Source organism: Nonlabens agnitus (assembly GCF_002994045.1).
GTDB classification, from domain to species: Bacteria; Bacteroidota; Bacteroidia; order Flavobacteriales; family Flavobacteriaceae; genus Nonlabens; species Nonlabens agnitus.
In genome coordinates this window covers 163,113-186,506 of sequence record NZ_MQUC01000003.1, presented here as the reverse complement: position 1 = coordinate 186,506, position 23,394 = coordinate 163,113, and the positions used below count along the sequence as shown (strand labels likewise).

The 23,394-nt window shown below is 41.0% G+C and carries 19 protein-coding genes; 7 read left to right on the top strand and 12 right to left on the bottom strand.

Annotated elements, in window-relative coordinates; translation table 11 throughout:
• Positions 1 to 381, top strand: a complete 381-nt coding sequence (locus tag BST86_RS01070) for a hypothetical protein (protein WP_242446426.1) — start codon at positions 1 to 3, stop codon at positions 379 to 381.
• Here BST86_RS01070 and BST86_RS01065 read toward each other — a convergent pair.
• The 5 genes from BST86_RS01065 to argS all read right to left on the bottom strand — a co-directional run bounded on the left by BST86_RS01065 (position 378) and on the right by argS (position 5,866).
• Positions 378 to 1,667, bottom strand: a complete 1,290-nt coding sequence (locus BST86_RS01065) for an O-antigen translocase (RefSeq protein WP_105981643.1) — start codon at positions 1,665 to 1,667, stop codon at positions 378 to 380. The two genes, BST86_RS01070 and BST86_RS01065, sit on opposite strands and share 4 nt — an antisense overlap.
• Positions 1,664 to 2,737, bottom strand: coding sequence for a DegT/DnrJ/EryC1/StrS family aminotransferase (locus tag BST86_RS01060; protein WP_242446549.1), 1,074 nt, complete (start codon positions 2,735 to 2,737; stop codon positions 1,664 to 1,666). The genes BST86_RS01065 and BST86_RS01060 overlap by 4 nt, the downstream gene beginning before the upstream one ends.
• A gap of 65 nt (positions 2,738 to 2,802) precedes the next feature.
• Complete coding sequence (locus tag BST86_RS01055; protein WP_105981641.1) at positions 2,803 to 3,102, bottom strand: hypothetical protein; 300 nt, start codon at positions 3,100 to 3,102, stop codon at positions 2,803 to 2,805.
• Positions 3,099 to 4,025, bottom strand: coding sequence for a GNAT family N-acetyltransferase (locus BST86_RS01050; RefSeq protein WP_146126681.1), 927 nt, complete (start codon positions 4,023 to 4,025; stop codon positions 3,099 to 3,101). The genes BST86_RS01055 and BST86_RS01050 overlap by 4 nt, the downstream gene beginning before the upstream one ends.
• Before the next feature lie 56 nt (positions 4,026 to 4,081).
• Positions 4,082 to 5,866, bottom strand: coding sequence for an arginine--tRNA ligase (gene argS / locus BST86_RS01045; protein ID WP_105981639.1), 1,785 nt, complete (start codon positions 5,864 to 5,866; stop codon positions 4,082 to 4,084).
• Positions 5,867 to 5,945: 79 nt separating this feature from the next.
• Here argS and BST86_RS01040 point away from each other — a divergent pair, with 79 nt between their 5' ends.
• Positions 5,946 to 6,371 (top strand): hypothetical protein, encoded by a 426-nt coding sequence (locus BST86_RS01040; RefSeq protein ID WP_105981638.1) that lies wholly within the window; start codon positions 5,946 to 5,948, stop codon positions 6,369 to 6,371.
• On the opposite strand, the gene BST86_RS01035 is transcribed toward BST86_RS01040, so the two are convergent.
• The gene (locus tag BST86_RS01035; RefSeq protein WP_105981637.1) at positions 6,368 to 8,044 is read right to left on the bottom strand and encodes an LIC_10190 family membrane protein; all 1,677 of its coding nucleotides are present in this window, start codon (positions 8,042 to 8,044) and stop codon (positions 6,368 to 6,370) included. The genes BST86_RS01040 and BST86_RS01035 overlap by 4 nt on opposite strands.
• A 178-nt stretch (positions 8,045 to 8,222) precedes the next feature.
• On the opposite strand from BST86_RS01035, the gene BST86_RS01030 reads away from it, so the two are divergent.
• The 3 genes from BST86_RS01030 to BST86_RS01020 all read left to right on the top strand — a co-directional run bounded on the left by BST86_RS01030 (position 8,223) and on the right by BST86_RS01020 (position 14,329).
• A complete protein-coding gene (locus BST86_RS01030) occupies positions 8,223 to 9,122 on the top strand; it encodes an ABC transporter ATP-binding protein (RefSeq protein ID WP_105981636.1) in 900 nt (299 codons plus the stop codon).
• Between the two features lie 3 nt (positions 9,123 to 9,125).
• Complete coding sequence (locus BST86_RS01025; protein ID WP_105981635.1) at positions 9,126 to 12,797, top strand: M1 family aminopeptidase; 3,672 nt, start codon at positions 9,126 to 9,128, stop codon at positions 12,795 to 12,797.
• Positions 12,798 to 12,901: 104 nt separating this feature from the next.
• A complete protein-coding gene (locus tag BST86_RS01020) occupies positions 12,902 to 14,329 on the top strand; it encodes an SDR family oxidoreductase (RefSeq protein ID WP_105981634.1) in 1,428 nt (475 codons plus the stop codon).
• A gap of 166 nt (positions 14,330 to 14,495) precedes the next feature.
• Here the strand turns inward: BST86_RS01020 and BST86_RS01015 are convergent, their stop codons facing one another.
• From BST86_RS01015 to BST86_RS01005, 3 genes are read right to left on the bottom strand one after another with little or no spacing between them, the layout of a single operon-like run.
• Positions 14,496 to 15,185, bottom strand: coding sequence for a hypothetical protein (locus BST86_RS01015; RefSeq protein ID WP_105981633.1), 690 nt, complete (start codon positions 15,183 to 15,185; stop codon positions 14,496 to 14,498).
• Between the two features lie 35 nt (positions 15,186 to 15,220).
• The gene (ctlX, locus tag BST86_RS01010) at positions 15,221 to 16,165 is read right to left on the bottom strand and encodes a citrulline utilization hydrolase CtlX (protein WP_105981632.1); all 945 of its coding nucleotides are present in this window, start codon (positions 16,163 to 16,165) and stop codon (positions 15,221 to 15,223) included.
• Positions 16,165 to 17,085, bottom strand: coding sequence for a dimethylarginine dimethylaminohydrolase family protein (locus BST86_RS01005; RefSeq protein WP_105981631.1), 921 nt, complete (start codon positions 17,083 to 17,085; stop codon positions 16,165 to 16,167). Before BST86_RS01005 ends, ctlX begins: the two co-directional genes overlap by 1 nt.
• Positions 17,086 to 17,279: 194 nt before the next feature.
• Here BST86_RS01005 and BST86_RS01000 point away from each other — a divergent pair, with 194 nt between their 5' ends.
• Together BST86_RS01000 and BST86_RS00995 are read left to right on the top strand one after the other, a co-directional pair.
• A complete protein-coding gene (locus tag BST86_RS01000) occupies positions 17,280 to 18,536 on the top strand; it encodes a DUF4198 domain-containing protein (protein WP_105981630.1) in 1,257 nt (418 codons plus the stop codon).
• Positions 18,537 to 18,540: 4 nt separating this feature from the next.
• On the top strand, positions 18,541 to 19,212 hold the full coding sequence (locus BST86_RS00995; RefSeq protein WP_105981629.1) for a HupE/UreJ family protein: 672 nt from the start codon (positions 18,541 to 18,543) through the stop codon (positions 19,210 to 19,212).
• 168 nt (positions 19,213 to 19,380) lie between these two features.
• Here the strand turns inward: BST86_RS00995 and BST86_RS00990 are convergent, their stop codons facing one another.
• The 3 genes from BST86_RS00990 to carA all read right to left on the bottom strand — a co-directional run bounded on the left by BST86_RS00990 (position 19,381) and on the right by carA (position 23,358).
• Positions 19,381 to 20,667 (bottom strand): citrate synthase, encoded by a 1,287-nt coding sequence (locus BST86_RS00990; protein WP_105981628.1) that lies wholly within the window; start codon positions 20,665 to 20,667, stop codon positions 19,381 to 19,383.
• A gap of 286 nt (positions 20,668 to 20,953) precedes the next feature.
• The gene (gene eno, locus BST86_RS00985; protein ID WP_105981627.1) at positions 20,954 to 22,243 is read right to left on the bottom strand and encodes a phosphopyruvate hydratase; all 1,290 of its coding nucleotides are present in this window, start codon (positions 22,241 to 22,243) and stop codon (positions 20,954 to 20,956) included.
• Positions 22,240 to 23,358: a glutamine-hydrolyzing carbamoyl-phosphate synthase small subunit gene (gene carA, locus BST86_RS00980; RefSeq protein ID WP_105981626.1), complete on the bottom strand. Its 1,119-nt coding sequence runs from the start codon at positions 23,356 to 23,358 to the stop codon at positions 22,240 to 22,242. Before carA ends, eno begins: the two co-directional genes overlap by 4 nt.
• Positions 23,359 to 23,394 lie beyond the last annotated feature (36 nt).

Here is a 23,394-nt window from a genome sequence, read left to right as displayed (position 1 = left end):
ATGTTGAAGTACCTCTTATGGATTCCCATCTTTCTGTTTCATACTGCAAGTCAAGAACCGGAAGGCATCGAGATTAGCGTCAGAAAAGAACATAAGAAAATTGTTTATGTAGCCACTAATGTAACAGACAAGCCTTTGAGCCTGTTCTTTAAAGTGGAGAGCGATGGTTTCCGTCGACGGGCAGATCGTCCCATCATTACCAGCATTCCTGCAAAATCCTCCAAAGATCTACTGACGCTTATCCCGAAAAAGGACGCAGATACCACACATACCTATGTGGCGGTAGTGACTAAACCACAGGATAATATCCAGATAAGAAAAACCGATAGTCTGGGACGCGAGATTCGACGCATCGATACAGATAGCGTTCGCAGTCGTTAATTGTGGAATAATTCCTTACGCAACATCACCACAATCACTACCAGATAAATCAAGTAACTGGCGAGGTGCGCCATGACGACGCCTTCACTGCCATAGATCCTGATCAAAAAGTAGTTTGCGATAAAAAAAGAGGCTAGACTGACCACCTCAGCGATCGCATAACGCTTCAAGTCATTCACCGCAATGAATCTAAAGGCAAGAACCGTGGTGATTGCTTTGATGAAATCACCAGCGAGCTGCCACTTGAATAAAGGCAACATTCCTGTAAACTCTTCAGAAAAGAGATAGCTGACAATAAGATCTCTACTCAAGTAAATAGCGACCAAACCTAAGCTGATAGGAATCAATATCGTTTTATAAAAATGGAAAACGGTAGATCTGTAATTCTGATAAGATGCGTCTTTACTTAAATTAGGTAATACATACAAACTCACTAGGGTCGTTACGAACATCATGTAGTATCCAGAAATACGTTGTAAACCTTCCCAATTGCCTGCGGTACTATCGCCCAAAACGCCGCGCACATCCTGTCGTATCGCAATGAAAGTTACGGGTATCAACAAAGCACTGATCAGTGCCATGCTGCTGTAACTCATCAACGGCTTGAATTTATCTTGAGAAAAACCACTGGATAGCAACGTCTTCAAGGTAAAAGTTTTTTTCAAACGCCACCAGATAATCACCGCGATCACACACTGTAGTACTGGAGTCGCAACAATGGCAATCATTGCTCCATCCAATAAATAATTGTAAATCAATAATACGCTAGTCCCAAAAGCGATCAAATTGATCACAATATTGACCGAAACATAGGTCTTATACCATTCGAAACCCTGTAATATGGAACTGACCACAATGAATAGAATATAGAACGGCATGGTGATCGCAAGACCTCTAAAAATGAAGGCGTAGCTGCGTTCTAAGCCTATGAGATAAGCATCTAGAAATGTGGCCGAAAAAAAAATGGTTACTCCAATAAATAAAGATGCCGAAAGCGCAGCGATCCATGCGGTAGAGAAAATGGATTTAAGTTCTTGAGTATTGTCTTTATGTTGGGCAGCATAGCGCACCAATCCGTTTTCCATTCCCAAAACACTAAAGGTTTGCAGCCCTTGAAAAAAATTGCGGAAATTACCCATCACAGCCATTCCTGTTGTCCCCAGAAAATTAGCCACTACCCAAGACATGACCGCACCAGTAGCGATGCGTATAACAATATGAATGGAATTGAAACCGGCAACTTTAAGCAACAAATTGCGATTGAAGTATCGCAGCAATTGTCTCATGAATACTCGTTTATGGCAATCACAATTTCCTGGACTTCATGATCTTCCAGTAAAGGATGGCAGGGCAAACTTACCTCACTATCATGAAGATATTCCGTTTGTGGGAAGCTCATGTCATTGAATTCCTTAAATGCCAGTTGCTGGTGCGGTGGTATGGCATAATGCCTATTGGTTTGAATGCCGCGATCTTCCAGATAGGCCACAAATTGATCTCTTTCTTCCAGAAAAATTGGAAACACATGAATGGAATTAGACTCTAGAAAATCAGCTGGAGGTAGTTTGACTTTGGGATTCTCAATCTGCTCCATGTAAACCTGCGCGATCTTTTTCCGTTTTTTATTGTCGTTATCCAGAAACAGCAACCTGTTATTGAGAAATGACGCCTGCAAGGGATCCAGCCTGCTGTTAACACCTTTCATATCATTGACAAACCGTGAGGTCCTACCATAATTAGCCATACGACGTGCCATTACGGCAAGTTCTTCGTCATTGGTCGTGATCGCACCGGCATCTCCTAGAGCGCCCAGATTCTTTGTGGGATAAAATGAAAATGCGCTGGCCATACCACGACTTCCAGATCGATCACCGTTGCTGGTTTTAGCTCCATGGGATTGTGCCGCGTCTGTATAGATGGGTTTGTGGTTCGCTTTCGCGAAAGCGTACACCTCATCATCCACCAGTTTTCCATAAATATCTACGGCCACTATCGCATCCACATTTTCAAGGTGTTTCTCTACCACATCCTTTGTGATCAATAGATGGTGGACATCCACGGGAATAGGATGCATGCCAGCCTCTGTAATGCTTAAAAAAGTGGCGATGTAGGTATGCGCTGGCACGAGTATACGAGCATTTTCAGGTAGTCTTCCCAACTGCTTTTCGGCACGTAGAATGATCGTCAGTGCATCGAGTCCGTTACCGGTTCCTATACAAAATTGAGTGCCACAATATTGGGCATAATCCATTTCAAACCTTGTAACAGGCTCACCACCAATGTAAATACCCAGATCCTGCAATTCTTGCAGGGCCTCGCTATCTCGTTGGGAAAAACGACGCTGTAGTGCTTTGATATCCAGATATGGAATGTGAAAGTCGATAGGTTCTAGATTAGGTTATCGTAAAAGTAATCAAGTAATTAGGAAAATGCCTTTGAGATGGTGGATAGATTTTGGAGCGTGTGGTAAGTGAGCAACAACGCCAGGCCTATGTTCACTACCAGGGCTATGTGCTTTTTCAAACTCGCTTTTTCCTTAATGCTGAGTAGAGCCAGTACAAAACCGATGATCACGGTTACAAAAAATAGGGTGATCAGATAACCCACCACACTATCCAAAGCGGTACTTCCATTCCTGTTACTCATGGACAAAATGAGAAAGGCCACCATCAGAACGATAGAAAATACCGAGAAGTGAAAACTGCGTTTGGAAAAATTCATAAGCTTAAAGTTAGTTCAAAAACTGAGGTGGTTGTGGCGCCTAATTGCTGTTTGAATCTCTTAAGGCCTTCATTGACACTGCCATCTGGATGATTGACAGTTCCCAAGTCGACGAATTCTTTCTTCTGCTCTTTAGCTTCCTTTATGATTTCTAGGTATAAAAAGTCCATCGCATTGTGCTCAAAGCCTTGCTTATTTGCGGCGGCATATTGAACCTTAAGAATGTTTCCAAAATCAAACAAAGTGATACCAGCGACTAACATATCATCAACCTCAACACCATATTGTAGAATTTGATCAGGAAACAACTTTTGCAACAATTCAATTTCCTCAATGCTGTGGACCGGTCTCGCTTGATGTCTGGCCATTAATTGAGGTTCTAACAAATCACTCCAGAAATCTTTAAGATGAACGTCCTTAATCAACTTCAACTTTTCAAACTTTCCGTTGCGATAACCAATTGTTTTTTTGGGACTAGGTTGCCATTCTTGGGTCAAATCCACTACTAGATCTACAGATTCCTGGCTCGTTTCAAAACTGTTGTTTTTGAGAACGGACCATTCCGCATTAAAATTTGGATTATAATACTGTGGTGGCAATTTTAGGTCTAATCTGTCAAAACCTTGGTTTTTGGAGTAATCGATCAACTCTTGCAAGAAATCTGAAAATAAATTCGCTTTCGCAGAAGCGAAGAATCCACCATAAGTCAAGCCGCGATGGCTTTTCAAATTGTTGTCAATGATGTGCGCGGGAAAGCAAGCAACAAGTGTATCGTTATCAAAAAACATTAGGCTATGATCTTCAAATCGATGTGCGTGATATTCCATAAAATCACGCTCATGCAAGAAACAACCACTATGAGACTCGCGGACGCATTGATCCCATTGGTCTTTAAATTGTGGTGTGTAAAGGGTGATTTGCAAATTCAGAAAATTGAATTGTGAATATAACCTAGTAAAACCAAAAGCCTATCGATGCCTTACATCTGATCTGGCACCTGGATGCCTAGAAGGGCGCAACCGCTCTTAATAATGCGAGCTGTTTTGTAGCACAACAAAAGTCTAAAGTGTTTGAGGTCGGCATTTTCTTCCTCAACAATCTTAGGCACGTTTTGATAAAAACTATTGAACTCCTTCACCAAATCAAATAAATAGTTGGCTATCAATGCCGGACTATAATTGCGAGCTGCTGAAGCTACTGTTTCTGGATATTGCTGGATCAACTTAATGACGGCAAGATCTTTCTCAATGAGCGGTAAATTTATAGCGGCCTGTAGGGCTTGATCATTAAAGTTGGCCTTCTTAAGAATCGACTGAATCCTAGCATGTGCATATTGGATAAAAGGACCTGTATTACCCTGAAAATCTACAGATTCCTTAGGGTCAAACACCATGCTCTTTTTAGGATCAATCTTGAGCATGAAATATTTCAAGGCGCCCAAACCTATCATATGGTATAACTCTTCTTTCTCGTCATTGGACAGACCTTCCAACTTGCCTTGCTCTTGGGCGATTTCGCGAGCGGTATCAGTCATCTCTTGAATCATATCATCAGCATCGACGACGGTACCTTCACGGGATTTCATTTTACCAGACGGCAATTCAATCATTCCGTAACTTAAGTGGTACAGGTTATCTGCCCATTCATAGCCCAGTTTTTTCATGATCAGGAACAACACTTTGAAGTGGTAATCCTGCTCATTACCCACGGTGTAGACCATTCCATCCACATCATGATCACGTACACGCTGGATCGCGGTACCTATATCTTGCGTCATATAGACGGCAGTACCATCGCTGCGCAATACAATTTTTTCATCCAGACCATCGTCAGTCAGATCGATCCATACAGATCCATCTTCCTTTCTATAAAATACACCGGTGTTAAGTCCGTGGGCAATCACATCCTTTCCTAATAGATAGGTGTCACTTTCATAATACAAACTATCAAAAGTGACGCCTAGACTGCGATAGGTCGTATCAAAACCAGCATATACCCAGCCGTTCATCATTTTCCATAATCGCACTACCTCATCATCGCCATTTTCCCATTTACGCAACATTTCCTGCGCTTCAAGAATGGACGGCGCTCGTTTTTTAGCCTCTTCTTCTGGAATACCGTTGCGTATCAAGGCAGCAACTTCCTTCTTGTATTCCTGATCAAATTTTACGTAAAAGTCACCTACCAGCTTATCGCCTTTGACACCGGCAGATTCTGGAGTCACTCCTTCACCATACTTGAGCCATGCCAGCATGGACTTACAAATGTGGATGCCTCGATCATTGATGATCTGCGTTTTGACTACGTACTTACCGGTAGCTTCTATGATCAATGCAGTAGAATACCCCAGCACAATATTTCTAATGTGTCCTAGGTGTAATGGTTTATTGGTGTTAGGCGAGCTATACTCTACCATCATTCCAGGTACATCACTATTTACAGGCGTAGTGCCATAATTAGCATTGAGTAAAATGGAATTAAAATCTTTAAGGAATGCTTTATAAGAAAGCGTCAGGTTAAGGAAACCCTTAATTACTTCAATATCAGAAACCAGATCACTCTCCGCTCGCAGGCGTTCACCTATCTGCTTGCCTATCACCGCTGGATTGCCTTTGATATGGCGCAACATAGGGAAAACCATGACGGTATAATCGCCTTGTTGATCTTTACGGGTGAGCGATATATCTACTTTATCCAGCGTTACATCAAACAGCGAATAAACAATTTCAATCGTACTTTTTTCCAGTTGTTCCGGCAGTGTCATAGGTAATTTGTAAACGCACAAATATAACTATTATGAAAGGCTTGTCCCTAAGCACAGACTAAGATTGTAACTTTACGCTATGCTGCACAACGTCTCCTACAACAACCCAAAGATCGATAGAGAAATACGTGAAAAAGTGGGCAATATGCTTACTTTAAAAGAACGCTGGAAAATCAAGGGTTCTGGATCGCCCAAATTGATCATGACCAGCTGCAGCATACAGATCCATAACCTGATGGTACTGGACAATAATGCCAATACCTGCAATATTGAGATAAGAGAAAAAGGGATAATTCTAAGATTCAGGTCTTTGTTGGAAACCTATGCGCTACCTATACCGTTCTACAAATTGACACTGTACAAAGGCCAGGCAGAAGAATATAGTGTCTACATGGATAATTATTTTGTCAAGATAAAAGCCGACCGCAAGAGCATACATAAATATTTCAATAAGCTTCAGGATATCAAAAATGATCAAGGCTTTACCTACGTGGACGATCTCTAGTTTTTCACCGCTCTAAAACCTTCTACTGGTGTATCGCCACGATACTCTGGCGAGACCTGATAATAGGTTTTGAAATAATCCAGATATTCTTTCTGGGCTGCCGGCAAGGGCACGTCATAGGTCCCATAAAAGAAATCATCACCTGTGGGATCGTTGTACTGGATGTTGTTGATGTTCGCTTTCGCGAAAGCGTCACTATACCTACTTCTCTGCAATGGAAACAGCAAGTTGCTGTGTTCAAACTCAGGTACATTTTTCATGCGCTCATTATCTGTTGATAGCCGAATGATGGATGGCAGCAACAAAATACAGACACCAGAAATCACCGCGAACCTTGCAATTCCCAAACTATAGTTCCTTGCCATGCTGAAGGTCGAAAGCAACAACACCATGGTTGCGGGAATCAAAAAAGGAAGAAAAAATCGCGCTTGCGGCGAGCTTAACGCCATGATCAAAGCAAACGACACAAATACCAAAAGCACGGTAACGATTTTGGGCTTATGCCTGTAAAAAAAGGCTCCACATACGCTAGAGATGACCAGTAGAAAAATCCCTTTATTCATCAAACCTTCCATTCCAGCTTGCTGGATCCAGAGCAAAAAGCACTGCCATCCATTCAGCTGATTCAATTCTGTAAAGGAAATTCCATAAGCCTGCGCGATTGTCGCATCCTTATAAAATCGAATCATTTCCACAGGCACCAGCCAGTCGACATCCAGAGAAACAGACGTCAACGGAAATAAGGGATAGGCACTCGCAAGGATATTTTTTGCCATAAACAATCCGCCAAATAGGAGACCTAATCCACAGAAATGCAACGTAGATCGCCATCGATCCTCTTTAAGCCTAAATATCATGAGCAATGGAAAAACACCGAGTAAAACAGATGTTATCTTGAAATAGCAAGCCATAGCAGTTAGCACACTAATCATAAACACATTGGTCCACTCGCTAGCTCCAAACAAAAATTTATATATCACATAATAAGACAACAATATGACGAGAACGTCTGGCGACGGAGCAGTTCCCAATAAGAGTATTAATGGGAATGTCATAGCAAGCAAGTTTCTAAAGGCCTTTTGAAAGACTGTTTCCTCAATGCTGCTGGGAAGTGTGGACCACAAAATCATCGCTAGGGTCATGAAAAGTCCAAGATCATTAAATTCTAGGTCTAAAAATTCCAGATTTAAGGCCGACTCCAAAATATGAAAACCGCTTTGTTGCGCCAGAAACAGATGCCAGTTCGCAATTCCAGGAACCAATCCATAATTATCCAACCATTGAATGGTTTGCAAATAATAACTGTCGTTATCGAGTACATAACCAGAGAGCGTTCCAGCTGCCAATACCAATACCGTGCATATCACGACCCAAACCAAGTTCTTAGTTGCAATCGTTGATATAAAATGCTTCGCGCTGGAGCAGTGTAATTTAATCAGGTCGTGACACACCCATATGGCGAGAATAACACAAATTATCAATACGATCACAAACTTGAAATCCAAAGGCAGAAACAAGCACCAGACGCCAGCCATGACGGTAATTAGGGCCATACCTAACCAGAATAGATCGAGCAGTGATAACGCCTGGATTCTCATGATTTTTTGAATGAGCAATCCGCAGGGTACGGTGACGCCAATTAAAAAAATAAAATACAGCAGCAATACAATCACAGTTAGGACTTCTTTAAATCAAAAGCTGCTACAATACTAGGATATTTTGAGTTCATCACTCGCACTGCGCTTAAACAGAAGTTGTTTGAATTTCTAAGAGCGGTTCACCTCCATTTCCCTAACATTTCTGTAACGTTTTGTACTTTGGGCAGTCCAACTGCAAACTAAAAAGACTGGAATGATACTAAGTTTAAAAAACGTTTCCAAAACATACAACAACGGCGTCAAGGCGCTGGATGGAGTTACTATAGATATACACAACGGCATGTTCGGCCTACTGGGACCCAACGGTGCCGGGAAATCCTCTCTAATGCGTACCATCGCGACCTTGCAAAGTCCTGATAGCGGAGAAATACATCTAGAAGACTTGAATGTTCTGGAAGAGAAAATTGAATTTCGCAAAACATTGGGGTATTTACCTCAAGAGTTTGGTGTGTATCCTAAAATGAGTGCCGAGGATCTCTTGCATTACTTCGCCAGTCTTAAAGGCATCACCAATAAATCAGAGCGCAACGCTATTGTAGAAAAAGCATTGGAGGTAACTAATCTAAGTGATGTCAAGCATAAGCATGTTGCTGGTTATTCTGGTGGTATGAAGCAACGTTTTGGTATTGCCCAATTACTGCTCAATGATCCTAAGCTTATCATTGTAGATGAACCTACCGCAGGTCTGGACCCAGCAGAAAGACACCGTTTCCTAAATGTCCTGCGAGAGATAGGAACCAATCACATTGTAATTTTCTCAACGCACATCGTGGATGATGTCAAGGAGCTTTGTACGGATATGGCAATCCTTAATGGCGGTAAAATATTAGCTCACGCAACTCCTAAAGAACTTGTTGCAAGTTTACAAGGGAAGATTTGGACCACTGTTGTAGATCGAGAAAATATTGAAGAGCTTCAAAAACAATACAATGTTATTTCTTCCAGTTTTGACGAGAACAACAACCTCAAGGTTCGAGTGCTTGCCGTAACCCAACCCAGCGATCAATTTATAGCTGGCGCTCCTACATTGGAAGATGTTTATTTCACCACATTGAGCAACGACGATTTGGTCGCACAACCTGAAACCCTATAGTCGATGTTTACAACTATTTATACACACGAGATAAAAACCTGGTTCAAAAAACCATTGTTTTACATCTACGCAGGTGCCCTATTTATACTCGCCATGTTGCTGTCTGCTATCGCTGTAGGCGTATTTGATAGCGATAATGTAACGGTAACCTCATCCATCGAACTCAACAGTGCGGTGGGAATTTATAGCATGCTTGGTTTTTTTGCGTTGCTCACCTACCTATTGATTCCTTCGATCATGGGTGGCACCATACAGCGTGATTTTGACAATAACATGCATAATGTCCTGTATTCATATCCGCTAACTAAGTTTACCTATCTGGTCGCAAAATTCAGCGCTGGAATGACGATCACTTTGTTAGTCATCTTCGCCAGCGTTTTAGGTACCACGTTAGGTTTCTATCTGCCAGGTGCTAATGAAGCATTGGTAGGTCCTTTTGAGATCATGAATTATTTGCAACCATTCCTGTTGTACATCATTCCTAATGTATTTTTCTACGGGATTATTGTATTTTCCATTACAGCCTTCTTACGCAACATCAACATAGGCTTCATGTTTGTGTTGGTAATGATTATTCTGCAGCTAACGGCAAGTTCGAGTCTACAATCCATGGATGATACCTACTGGGTAGAATTGCTGGAACCTACTGGTGATGCCGCTACCTACATCAAAATAAGATACTGGTCTCCAGAAGAGCAGAGCAATCAACTCATCCCAGTAGAGGGCACTTTGTTGTATAATCGTTTGTTATGGTTGGGTATCTCACTCATCATTTTCTTTGCGGTTCTATTTGGTTTTAATTTTTCGCAAAATCCAACCAATCTAAGGCTAAAGCCTAAAAAAGCCCAACGCGCCATCAAGCGCAATTTTGGCACCATTCAGTCCATTAAAATGCCTAAAGTCACTGCAGACTTTACCTTTATAGGACAGCTCAAAACAGCTTGGGTTCTGGCAAAATCAGACTTGAAATATATCGTGACCGGTTGGCCCTTTATCATTATTGTCGTCATCGCGTTTGCATTTTCTCTGGTGACCATGCTCGTGTCTGGAGAGATTTATGGCACAGGTATCTTGCCTAAAACCTGGTTAATGCTCAGTATTGTCACGGGACTCTTCACCATATTCATCTACTTGTTGATTTTTCTTTATGGTGGTTTGATTATGGATAGAGCCAACTCGTCACATCTTAAGCAAATGATTGATGCGACACCTACACAAAACTGGACCATCCTGATATCCAAGTTTATCGCGTTATTCCTCATGACATTGACCTTATTGCTAATAGTCATGATAAGCGGTATGATCATCCAAGGTTACAACGGCTTCTTTGATTTTGAGATACCGCTATACCTTTTTGACTTATACGTAATCAATTCCTGGAATTTCATCCCATGGATCCTACTTACCCTATTGGTTCACACATTGATCAAAAACAAATGGCTAGGATTATTGACCTTATTAGTTTTTGCGGTAGGCGTACCATTATTGATGAGTGCGATAGGCGTTGAGCAAGGTCAATTCATCTTTAATCAAGGTGGCAGTTCTCCATCGCCTAGCGACATGAACGGTTATGGCGTTGGACTACCTAGTTTCTACACGTATCGCATCTATTGGATTGCTTTGGGAATAGCCTTATTTACACTGGCCGTCTTGTTTTACCGTCGTGGCATGGGAAGCAGTATGAAGGAGAGATTCGCTTTCGCGAAAGCGAGAACCACAACAACCACTACTGCAACCATCGCAGTTTCATTAATCGTATTTCTAGGTATAGGTGGCTATTTGTGGTACCTCAACAATGTCCTAGATGAGCAAATGACAGGCAAGGAACGTGAAGAGCTACAGGTCAACTTTGAAAAAGAGTTGGGCAAGTTTGCTGGCGTGCCGCAACCTATTACGGTCGCCATCAACACTTATATGGATATCTATCCAGAAACCAGAGATTTCAAGGCTGGCGCTACGTATACCATGGTCAATCAGACGCAGTATCCCATTGATACCCTGCACGTGAATTATCCTGATCGTCCCACAACAATTGAAATGGATCGCAAGAGCGAAATTGTTTATGACAACGAGGATTATGATTATCGCATGTATCAATTTGAATCGCCACTCATGCCAGGTGATACACTTCAATTTTCATTTACCACAGAAAATGAACCCAATACCTTACTCAAGAACAATTCACCGGTTTTGGATAATGGTACATTCATCAATAACGGGATTTTTCCCGCGATAGGTTACAACGAGCAATTTGAAATACGCAATACTCAAGTACGTGAAAAGTACAATCTACCGCCTAAAGATCGTCTACCAGCTCCAGAAGCTCCTGGCGCTAGAGATCGTAACTATTTAGGTCCCAACGCTCATTGGATTGATTTTGAGGCGACCGTAAGCACATCACCTGACCAGATCGCAATAGCTCCTGGTTATTTGATCAAGGAATGGGAAGAAGATGGCCGCAGATACTTCCACTATAAGATGGATTCCAAAATGCTCAATTTCTATGCATTCTTGAGTGGTCGCTATGCAGTGCTCAAGGACAACCATAAAGGTGTAGCGCTTGAGATTTATTATCATCCACAGCATGACTACAACATCGACAGGATGATGAAAGGTCTCAAGAAAGGACTGGATTATTATAATGATAATTATACGCCTTACCAGCATAGACAAGCTCGCATTATCGAGTTCCCTAGAACTGGTGGTGGTTTTGCACAGGCGTTTCCCAATACGATCCCATTTAGCGAAGCGATAGGATTTATTGCAGATGTAGATGATGAGTCCAATGACAATGTGGATTATCCATTTAGCATCACGGCCCATGAGCTTGCACACCAGTGGTGGGCGCATCAAGTGATAGGAGCTAATGCAAAAGGTGCTACACTCCTATCAGAAAGTATGTCAGAATATAGTTCGCTCAAGGTTCTTGAAAAGACCAATGGAAAATACCAAATGCGTAATTTCTTAAAAGATGCCATGGACGGCTATCTACTAGGAAGAACAACAGAAAGCATAGGTGAGAATCCTTTGATGTACAACGAGAACCAGCAATACATTCACTATCAAAAGGGATCGCTTATTCTTTACGCAATTAGTGATTACATAGGTGAGAAGAACTTTAATAACGTGGCAAAGCGTTTTGCAGAAAAGTACCAATTCAAAGGAGCTCCTTATCCTACCGCTACAGAATTTGTCGATGATATAAGAGCAGCGACACCAGACAGCCTGCAATATTTGATTAAGGACATGTTTGAAACCATTACGCTCTATGACAATCAGATAAATGATGGTAGCTACAAGCAACTTCACGATGGCACCTATGAGGTCGACATCAATGCACAAGTGATAAAAGCGAGAAGTAATGCCAAAGGAAAACTACGTTACAAAAACGAGATGAACGACAGCATCACATTCACTCCAGAAGGCAAGAAAAAAGCTCTGGAATCTCTACCGCTGGCAGATTACATAGAGGTTGGCGTCTTTGGCGAGAATGACGAGGAAAACGATCAGCCTAAAGTGCTGTACCTTCAAAAACTGAAGATAACCGACATCAATAATGATTTCAAAATCAAGGTAGATGAGAAACCAGTAGAAGTAGGTATCGACCCGTTCAACAAATTGATTGATCGCAACACTCAAGACAATCGCAGGAATATATCTGAAAAAAAGGAATAAGCCTTTATTCCACTAATTATACAAACGTCGCTCCCAGGAGCGGCGTTTGTTGTTTTAACACCATCGTATCACAACCACGAGCTGCCACCACCTATCTTTATGATATGAAGGTACTACTTACAGGAGCAAACGGTTACATAGGCGTGCGCCTACTCTACGAACTACTCAAAGAAGACCACGAGGTCGTTTGTGCCGTGCGTAGTGCGAGTCGATTATCCGTGCCTGATGAGGTGCGATCGCAGGTCGAGATTATCGAGATCGATTTTCTAGACTTACCAGAGGTCAATCCCATACCAGCAGATATTGATGTCGCGTATTACCTGATCCATTCCATGACCAGTAGTACAGAGAGTTTTGACAAAATGGAAGCCGATAGTGCGACTAATTTTTTGGAACAGCTGGCTCACACAAGTTGCAAACAGATCATCTACCTATCTGGAATTGTGAACCAAGATGTTTTGAGCAAACACTTGCTTTCGCGAAAGCGAGTTGAAGAAATTCTTAGTGCAAGTGACATTCCTACGACGGTTTTACGTGCTGGAATCATCGTGGGCAGCGGTAGTTCTTCCTTTGAGATCATACGGGATCTATGCGAGAAGCTACCTATCATGATCACACCTAAATGGGTCAACACCAAGACACATCCTATTGCCATACGCAACGTGATGAGTTTCCTGATAGGTGTATTGGGTCGCGAGGTGAGTTATAATCAATCCTATGATATAGGTGGTAAGAATGTACTCACCTACAAACAGATGATGCAGCAATATTCTGAAAACAGAAACTTGCACCTGACCATCCTGACGGTACCGGTCATGACTCCTAAACTAAGTTCCTATTGGTTGTACTTTGTGACGAGTACGTCTTACAAATTAGCTCGCAATCTGGTAAACAGCATGTCTGTCGAAGTGGTAGCCAAAGAAAACTCACTTGCGGAAGATCTAGGCATCGAGCTCTACACCTATAAAGAAGCCTTGAATATGGCTTTTGCCAAAATCGAGCAAAACAACGTTGCCAGTAGTTGGAAGGACAGTATGGTGAGCGGTAGGTTCAAATACAACATCAACAAGTTTAAACAAGTACCTAGATTTGGTTGTTTGCGAGATGCTCAAACGTACAAGACAGAAGAACCTGAAGAGGCGCTCAATCGCATATGGGCGATAGGCGGCAACAATGGATATTATTATGCCGACTTCTTATGGAAGATACGCGGTTATCTGGACAAGCTTTTTGGTGGTGTTGGTCTGCGCCGTGGACGTACCAATCAAGATAAAATCTATTCTGGTGATTCCCTAGACTTCTGGCGTGTGATCGTAGCAGACCGTCAAGAAAGACGCCTATTACTTTTTGCCGAAATGCGTGTCCCTGGAGAAGCCTGGTTGGAGTTTGAGATCGATGAAGATAATGTCGTTCACCAGACGGCTACTTTTAGACCGCTAGGTCTTTGGGGCAGGTTGTACTGGTACAGTATGCTACCCTTTCACTATTTTATTTTTGCGGGTATGATCAAACATATTGCGACTGGGAAGTAGTTTCTCTTTTCTGATTGGATATTGTGTGCTTCAGCAAAATCCAGTTTGAAGTTCAGTCTTCAAATAAGATTTGTATTTTTTATTGTAGATACACATTGAAAATTAAGTTTAAATTCATTCAGAGAGATTTTATAATAAATCCACTTTTGATTGATGAAGATAAAAGTTAAGTCCTATTGTTATGTTCATTCCGCAATATCCATTCTTGATTGATCGCCTTTAAATTTTGGCAGTTCGAGGCAAAGACCCATTCGGAAATCCTTCTTTTTTCCTTTTTTTTAAACTTACAATTTAAGTCAAATCTCAACTTAGTATTTTCATTTGAAGCGAAGTCAGTTATGGTCGGAAAATAAACTTTTCCCAAATCCTTATTTGTTCCATTTTCTATAACATGGAAATGTGCAGGTCCGTGCTCATTCCTACCAGCTCCCGATGTTTCGCCACCTCGAATATCCAAATAGAATTTTGAAAAAATTCTAGCACTCATATTTTTAAGTTGTAGTAAAATGGAATTGGCATTTAATTTTGCCTTGTCAAAATTTACGTTCTCAACATTCGTTCTTTCTACAATATAGAATTCAATTATTTCATCATTCTCAAAATATTTCCAACCAGAATCAATATTAATTCTTACGTACCAATCACCTCCGGTAAAATCAACGTTTTTTATACGAGATGAAACTTCCTTTAAATCAGTTACCTGAAATAACTCAACTACAAAACCTTCTAATGATGGAAACCCTTTCGATTCAATCTTTGCACCTGCTAAATTGAATTCGCAATGACCTACCTTCCCAATTAAACATTCGTTCTCGTGGTCAAGATTAAAATCACTAATTAAGGATTTAATTTTCATTTGAAGTAAGTCATTTTGGTCTCTAAAGTTTCCTGCTACACTTTTCTAGGCAAAAAAACCTCTGCCATCATACAGCGTACGCTGCCACCGCCTAAGGTCTCAATAGTTTTAATGTCTGGATGGATGATCTCGTTGTACTTCCGTAGTTTGTTAATCTGCGCTTCGGTAAGTGATTCATAGGCCTGGTTGCTCATGACGAGAAACTTCTTGCCTTCGTTGTTCTTCACTTGTATCATATTTCCAGCAAAGCTTTCAACTTGTGCCTCGGTAATATTGATGATTTCCTTATTGGTGCGCTTTAAATGGTGGAGCACGTTTTTGACCTCGGCTTTGCTATCGATAGCATCCAGACAGATCACAGCATATTCTTCACCTAGAGCCATCATCACATTAGTATGATAAATGGGTAATCTGGCATCGCCTACATTTTGATAGGCCGTAAACACGACTGGTGTATATTCAAAATCTTCACAAAATTCGATGAATAAATCCTCATCAGCTCGTGGCGATATGCTGCAGTAAGCGACGTCATTAGCACGATCCAATAAAAGGCTGCCGGTTCCTTCCAGGAAGATCCCTTCATCTTCAGCGCTGGTGTAGTCCATCACATCTTCTATTACAAAGTCATTTTCTTCCAGCGCTTCTAGGACTTCTGGCCTGCGTTCCAGCCTGCGGTTGGGTGCAAACATGGGATACAAAACTGCGGTACCATTCTCGTGTGTAGACAGCCAGTTATTTGGGAAAACAGAATCTGGAGTGTCATGTTTGTTGTCATCCTGGACGATGATAACGTTAATGTTGTGGTCTTGTAACGCTTTCGCGAAAGCGTCAAACTCTTCCTGCGCTCGTTGATTAGCATCAGCATTTTTGATCTCCTTATGGAACTGCTGATCCTGATAATAGTTATTTACTGCAGTCTCTTCGTTCAAACGGAACTGCACTGGACGCACCATAAGAATGGTATCGGTAATTTGTTTCATTAATCTCTAATTAGGGGCAATGTGGAACAACGTAAAAGGCCTTCTTGTTTTGAAATTTCGGCATAGGGAACTTCTTCTACGGTAATGTTATGGCTGCGCAGCCAGGTATTGAGTCTGGTAAAATTACGCTCTGAAACCACTACATCTGGCGCGATGGAAAAAATATTGGAGTTCATGTGGTACATTTCTTCTCTAGTAATCTCAAAACAGTTTTCTGCACCAAAAAGGTCTACCAAAAACTGATATTCTTCTTCCTGTAAAAAACCGCCTTTATAAATGATGCATTTACCATTGCCTACGGGTTGAAAGCAGCAATCCAGGTGTAGTGCATTGTTATAGGGATCTAAGTTATCCTTCCGCAGATTGAAGGATACTACCTTTTTATGTGGGAACGTGTCCTTGAGCCAATCAACTCCTTCTACATTTGTCCGGGCGATGATATAATCAGCATAATCGGCACCGCGATAGGTACCTACAAAAATGTACTCTCCATAAAGCATCACGTCGCCACCTTCAATATGTACTTCTTCTGGTGGTCTAATCACTTTATTTAGGTCGACTAGTTCTATGACGTGTTTGATCGCCTCGAGTTCTTCCTCGCGATCTGGTAGAATATTAGCCTTGACAAAAACATCATCAATGACAAAGCCTATGTCCCTGGTAAATATCTGGTTGCAGTCTTCAATCTGTTTGGGCCTAAAAATCTGAACATCGTACTTTTCAAAAACTGTAGCAACGGCTTCCATTTCACTCACGATATCCTCAATTTTAGGATAGGTACCTGCAAGGATATGCTGTCTAGATTTAGGATCATAAGCGTCCTTAAGATCTGGCACAGGACCATTGCTGCGCGCCGTTCCCAGCACTACGGCTCTTAATCTTGAGGTCTCGTCCTTAACATGTAAATTCAGTCGATTCATGCCGCAAATTTACCACTTAAGCAGGTTGATAATGCAAGTAGACCGTTAGGATTTTCCAAGAGCTTTTTAACTACTCCTATAAATAATCTACCGTCCTGAACAGATAAATTATAGTGTCTTTTCTAAAACCATACATGATCAAGTTGATGTTGTATTTTTGAATAACTTATTTACCCTTATTAAGATCTAATCTTATGAAAAAGAATTTTTTGTTATTGGCATTAGTACTGCTGTTATGCAGTCATGATATGTATTTAAAACTAGACAGCTATTTCCTGCAGCCAGAAAGTAAAGCTACCGTTCAATTATTTAATGGGACTTTTGATAAAAGTGAGAATGTTATTGATCGTGACCGCATGCTTGATGCAAGCATTTTAAATAACGGTGAACGTACTGCAGTTACAGCAGATCAATGGACAGAGAAAGATAGTATCACACTCCTAAACTTCAAGACCGGCAAGTCAGGAACCTATGTTGTAGGCGTCTCTACTAAAGCTAGAAATATTGAAATGGAATCTCAAGCTTTTAATGACTATCTGGAACATGATGGCGTTAAAGATATGCTCCTATCAAGACAAGAAAACGATCAACTTAAAGAAGACGCTATTGAAAAGTACTCAAAACACGTAAAGGCGATATTCCAGGTAGGTGATTCTTTAAGTGATGACTGGCAAGCAGAATTGGGTTATCCCATTGAATTCATACCCAAAACTAATCCATATGATCTGCATACTGGTGATGATCTAGTAGTACAATTATTACGCGATGGAAAACCGCTTTCAAATCAGTTAGTTTATGCAGACTATAAACCTTCCATGAATGGTCATACTCACGACGATCAAGAAGAAATGCACTCTCATGATGGCGGTGAACCTCATTCCCACGGCACGAATGAGCACGAAAATGAAATGTCAACCGAAGAACATGAACATCCACATCAACACGGAAATCAAGAGCATTCTCACGGTGATACCCAAAATGATCATGATAACAAGGAAGGCAGTATAGAAAATCACGAGCACACACATACACATGACGACGGCAAGAAACATAGTCATGATCATGAGCACGATGCAGATAATGACACTAGCCATGAGCATAAGCATGAGGACGAGGGCGCAAAAGGCATAGTAGATAATGAAGTACCACATACGCACACTACTGGTCAAGAATTGAGAACCAATCAAAAAGGAGAAGTGACGGTGCAGCTAGAGGCTGATGGTGTGTGGTACTTACGCACCATTCATTTAGTCAATAGTGAAGAGGAAGGATTGACCCATGAATCCAATTGGGCTACACTGACCTTCGAGGTTGCACACGGTCATGATAATCAAGTTGGTCACGGCCACGATCACGACGATAGCAGTGATGAAATTCCTACTTGGGTCTTTATCGCGGGTAGTATTATCGTGATAGGCGGCCTATTTATATTCTTCAACAAGAAGAAATAAGGTAATGACAAGAGAATCAAAGCTTTTTGTCCTTTTCTTTATTTTAATACCGGCCCTAGGGATGGCACATGGTGTGAGCTCTACTGACCAGGCTACCTTAGACAACGGCGACTTATGGTCTTACATCTACGTGGGAGCAAAACACATGCTCACAGGCTATGACCATTTGTTATTTCTAGCAGGAGTTGTTTTTTATCTTAAAGGATTCAAGGACATCCTAAAATTCATTACTGTTTTTACCATTGGACACTGTGTCACCCTTATAGGTGCAACCTATCTCGAGATCACGGCAAACGAGCATCTGGTAGATGCTGTGATCGCATTAAGTGTTCTTTATAAAGGGATAGAAAACCTAGGTGGATTTAAAAAGGCTGGTATTCCATCGCCTAATCTTTTGCTCATGGTGCTTATTTTTGGACTCATCCATGGTTTTGGGCTATCCACGAGGCTACAATCCTTTGATATGGGAAATAACCAATTTCTACTCAAAATATTAAGCTTCAATATTGGTGTGGAGTTGGGACAAATTCTGGCGCTGGTTCCCATCGTATTTTTGATAACGAGGTCAAGACATCTTAAAAGCTACGATTCATTTTACAAGGCAGCCAACGTTTATTTAGTAATCGCTGGAATCGGTTTATTCCTTTATCAATTGTATCATTATTTTACTTCGTAACGATTTCTTGTTTTAGGTTATTGGTGAGTTTTCGCTTTCGCGAAAGCTAAAATAATTTATCATTTCGGCACATCAAATGATTTATTTTGGTTAAAAACCTCAACGAAATTTTCACAAAAAAGAAACCCAAGCTTTGCGGCTTGGGTTTTATTGTTGAGATTCCGAAAATTACCTTTCAGAAACTTCTTTGAAAGGTCTGTGCGCCTCACCAGTATAAATTTGACGAGGACGACCTATAGGCTCTTTATTCTCACGCATTTCTTTCCATTGCGCGATCCATCCTGGCAATCTACCTAATGCAAACATTACGGTAAACATCTCAGTTGGGATATTCATTGCTCGATAAATAATTCCTGAGTAGAAATCTACATTAGGATATAATTTGCGATCAACGAAATAAGAATCTTCTAAGGCTTCTTTCTCTAATCCTTTTGCGATATCTAGTATAGGATCTTCTACACCTAAATCGCCTAAGACCTCGTCAGCAGATTTTTTGATGATCTTAGCCCTTGGATCAAAGTTTTTATATACCCTATGTCCAAAGCCCATCAAACGGAAAGGATCTTCCTTATCCTTAGCCTTACCCATATATTTTTTAGTGTCACCACCGTCTTCTTTGATAGCCTCTAGCATTTCAAGAACAGCCTGATTGGCACCGCCATGCAATGGTCCCCACAAAGCGTTGATACCAGCACTTAAGCTAGCAAATAATCCTGCGTGTGAAGAACCTACAATACGCACGGTACTTGTAGAACAATTCTGCTCATGATCTGCGTGCAAAATAAGTAACTTATCTAGGGCATCCACTAAGGTAGAATTCTGCTTGTACTCAGAGTTAGGTTTTTTGAACATCATTTTTAGAATGTTCTCTACATAACCTAAGTTATCATCGCCATAATCCAAGGGTTGACCAGTCTTTTTACGCAACGTCCAAGCGACTAGAACTGGAAATTTACCCATTATTTTTACGATCGCCTTGTACATGTCACCTTCACTTTCTACGTTAACTGAAGATGGGTTAAAAGCAATTAAAGCACTAGTTAAAGAAGACAAGACGCCCATTGGGTGAGCTGACTTAGGAAAACCATCTAGTATTCTCTTGACATCCTCATCTACATGAGAATTTGCTTTAATGTCATTATGAAATTTGTCTAGCTGAGTAGCGGTAGGCAATTCTCCAAAAATGAGCAAATATGATACCTCTAAAAAGCTTGCCTTTTCTGCCAATTCTTCAATAGAATATCCACGATACCTTAGAATGCCTTCTTCTCCATTTAGAAATGTGATCGCGCTCGTACAACTACCTGTATTTTTATATCCAGGGTCTATCGTTACAACACCGTTTGTCGCGCCACGCAAGGATTTTATATCGATTGCTCTTTCGTTCTCTGTTCCAGTTATAATGGGAAACTCAAACTTTTCTCCATCTATATCCAGTATTGCTTTATCTGCCATTATTTATTTTTTCATTATCGTTCTTTCAAAAATACGACTGGAACTTATCAAATTGAAATTTTATCGATTGATGTTTCGGACTTTAGTATAAATTTTGGAATAATCGTAGTGAATCAAGATCACTAAATGCAAGAAACTAAAATTGTAGGTTAATTTAAGATAGTTCGCTTTCGCGAAAGCGAACACAACCATCAACATCATCGCATCAAATACCATCGGGAAAACAAAAGTTCATAACGCAAAAAGCCATCCCGAAGGATGGCTTAGTTTCAATTGACAATATCAATTAAGAAATACGGAATGCCTTGCGTCCAGGGAAATAAGCTGACGAATTCAATTCTTCCTCGATGCGTAGCAACTGGTTGTATTTTGCCATACGGTCAGATCGAGAAGCAGATCCTGTTTTGATCTGTCCGGTACTTAGGGCAACGGCAAGGTCTGCAATGGTATTATCCTCAGTTTCTCCACTACGGTGTGACATTACAGAAGTATAACCAGCTTTATGTGCCATGTTTACGGCAGCAATCGTTTCAGTTAATGTTCCTATCTGATTTACTTTAATCAAAATAGAGTTTGCGATATTTTCTTTAATACCGCGTGATAAACGCTCTACATTAGTTACAAAAAGATCATCACCAACAAGTTGAACTTTATCGCCTGCTATTTCAGTCAGCATTTTCCATCCATCCCAGTCGTTCTCGTCCATTCCATCCTCGATGGAAATGATAGGATATTTTGATGCTAGGTCTGCAAGATATTCTGCTTGCTCCTTGCTGGTGCGTTTCACGCCTTTATCACCTTCAAATTTGGTATAATCATATTTGCCGTCTACAAAGAACTCTGCAGCAGCACAATCTAGGGCAATCATGATTTGTTTGCCTGGTGTATAACCAGCATTTTTGATAGCCAATAATATAGTATCCAAGGCATCCTCAGTACCATCAAGTGTAGGTGCAAATCCACCTTCATCACCTACTGCTGTACTAAGCCCTCTATCGTGTAGTACTTTTTTCAAGTGATGGAAAATCTCAGTTCCCATTTTAAGGGCCTCGCTAAAGGATTCTGCCTCAACGGGCATTACCATAAATTCTTGGAAAGCAATAGGAGCATCACTATGCGAACCACCGTTGATGATATTCATCATAGGTACCGGCAAGGTCGCTGCACTCATACCACCTATGTATTTATATAGTGGTTGATTCAACTCGTTTGCTGCAGCTTTGGCTACAGCAAGGGAAACGCCCAGAATCGCGTTGGCTCCTAGATTTGCTTTATTAGGAGTACCATCAAGTTCAATCATGGTTTGATCAATGAAGTTTTGCTCAAAAACAGAAACTCCACGCAATTCATCGGCAATAGTTTTGTTGACGTTGTCGACAGCTTTCATCACACCTTTGCCCATAAAATCACTACCTCCATCGCGCAATTCCACTGCTTCGTGTTCACCAGTAGAGGCACCAGAAGGTACGGCCGCTCTACCCATGATACCATTTGAAGTAAGAACGTCTACTTCTACTGTTGGATTTCCACGGGAATCAAATATTTGTCTTGCATGAACATCTATTATCGTACTCATATTGCTTGTTTTTTTGTTGATTGAATTAATTCTAAAAATTGATCGAAAAGATATGTGGCGTCGTTAGGTCCTGGTCCTGCTTCTGGGTGGTATTGCACTGAGAAACATGGCTTGTCCTTGATACGTATGCCAGCCACTGTATGATCATTTAAGTGTGTATGTGTAATTTCTACAGCTGGATTTGATTCTGCATCTGATTTGTCGATGGCAAAACCATGGTTTTGAGATGTAATTTCACCTTTACCAGTCACCAAATTTATAATAGGATGATTGATACCGCGGTGACCATTATGCATCTTGTAGGTTTTGATACCATTTGCCAAAGCGATGATCTGGTGTCCCAGACATATTCCAAATAATGGATGGTTGTTGTCTAGCACCTTTCGCGCAAGCGATATAGCGTCTTTTAAAGGCTCTGGATCACCAGGACCGTTGGAGATAAAATATCCATCTGGCTCAAAAGCTGCTAAATCCTCATAGGAGCTATCGTACGGAAACACCTTTATATAGCAATCACGGCTGGCGAGGTTGCGCAAGATATTAGTCTTGATTCCCAGATCTAAGGCGGCAATACGGTAGGTAGCATCTTCCTTACCAAAGAAATAGGGTTCTTTAGTAGAAACCTTTGAGGCCAGCTCTAAACCTTTCATGCTTGGTATTTGAGAAAGCTCCTTTTTAAGAGCGGCACGGTCGTCTACACGAGAGGAAACGATGGCATTTTGCGAACCATGTTCACGAATATGCGCAACCAAAGCTCTCGTATCTACATCTGAAATGATGATCAGATTTTGCTGCTGCAAAAACTCTGCTAGTGATGTGGAAGCCAAAGGCCTTGAAAAATCATTGGAGAAATTCTTACACACTAAACAAGATATCTTGACCGAACTAGATTCCAGATCTAAATCTGTAGCACCGTAATTCCCGATATGTGCATTAGTGGTTACCATGATTTGACCATAGTAGGAAGGATCTGTAAAAATCTCTTGATATCCTGTGGTACCAGTATTGAAACAGATCTCACCCGTTGCAGTTCCCTCTGGTCCAACCATCTTACCATGGAAAATGGTTCCGTCATTCAAAAGAATGATCGCGTCTTTTTTCTCTAAATATGCCATAATTCAAAAATAATGATAAAAAAAAAGGATCAATGC

Bases quoted from the DNA above. Each gene is read 5' to 3' on its own strand.
- BST86_RS00995 (WP_105981629.1), top strand. From the start codon at position 18,541: ATGACAAGAGAATCAAAGCTTTTTGTCCTTTTCTTTATTTTAATACCG.
- BST86_RS01000 (WP_105981630.1), top strand. From the start codon at position 17,280: ATGAAAAAGAATTTTTTGTTATTGGCATTAGTACTGCTGTTATGCAGT.
- BST86_RS01015 (WP_105981633.1), bottom strand. From the start codon at position 15,185: ATGAAAATTAAATCCTTAATTAGTGATTTTAATCTTGACCACGAGAAC.
- BST86_RS01065 (WP_105981643.1), bottom strand. From the start codon at position 1,667: ATGAGACAATTGCTGCGATACTTCAATCGCAATTTGTTGCTTAAAGTT.
- carA (WP_105981626.1), bottom strand. From the start codon at position 23,358: ATGGCATATTTAGAGAAAAAAGACGCGATCATTCTTTTGAATGACGGA.
- BST86_RS00990 (WP_105981628.1), bottom strand. From the start codon at position 20,667: ATGGCAGATAAAGCAATACTGGATATAGATGGAGAAAAGTTTGAGTTT.
- BST86_RS01070 (WP_242446426.1), top strand. From the start codon at position 1: ATGTTGAAGTACCTCTTATGGATTCCCATCTTTCTGTTTCATACTGCA.
- BST86_RS01055 (WP_105981641.1), bottom strand. From the start codon at position 3,102: ATGAATTTTTCCAAACGCAGTTTTCACTTCTCGGTATTTTCTATCGTT.
- BST86_RS01020 (WP_105981634.1), top strand. From the start codon at position 12,902: ATGAAGGTACTACTTACAGGAGCAAACGGTTACATAGGCGTGCGCCTA.
- BST86_RS01025 (WP_105981635.1), top strand. From the start codon at position 9,126: ATGTTTACAACTATTTATACACACGAGATAAAAACCTGGTTCAAAAAA.
- BST86_RS01040 (WP_105981638.1), top strand. From the start codon at position 5,946: ATGCTGCACAACGTCTCCTACAACAACCCAAAGATCGATAGAGAAATA.
- ctlX (WP_105981632.1), bottom strand. From the start codon at position 16,165: ATGAAACAAATTACCGATACCATTCTTATGGTGCGTCCAGTGCAGTTC.
- BST86_RS01005 (WP_105981631.1), bottom strand. From the start codon at position 17,085: ATGAATCGACTGAATTTACATGTTAAGGACGAGACCTCAAGATTAAGA.
- BST86_RS01030 (WP_105981636.1), top strand. From the start codon at position 8,223: ATGATACTAAGTTTAAAAAACGTTTCCAAAACATACAACAACGGCGTC.
- eno (WP_105981627.1), bottom strand. From the start codon at position 22,243: ATGAGTACGATAATAGATGTTCATGCAAGACAAATATTTGATTCCCGT.
- argS (WP_105981639.1), bottom strand. From the start codon at position 5,866: ATGACACTGCCGGAACAACTGGAAAAAAGTACGATTGAAATTGTTTAT.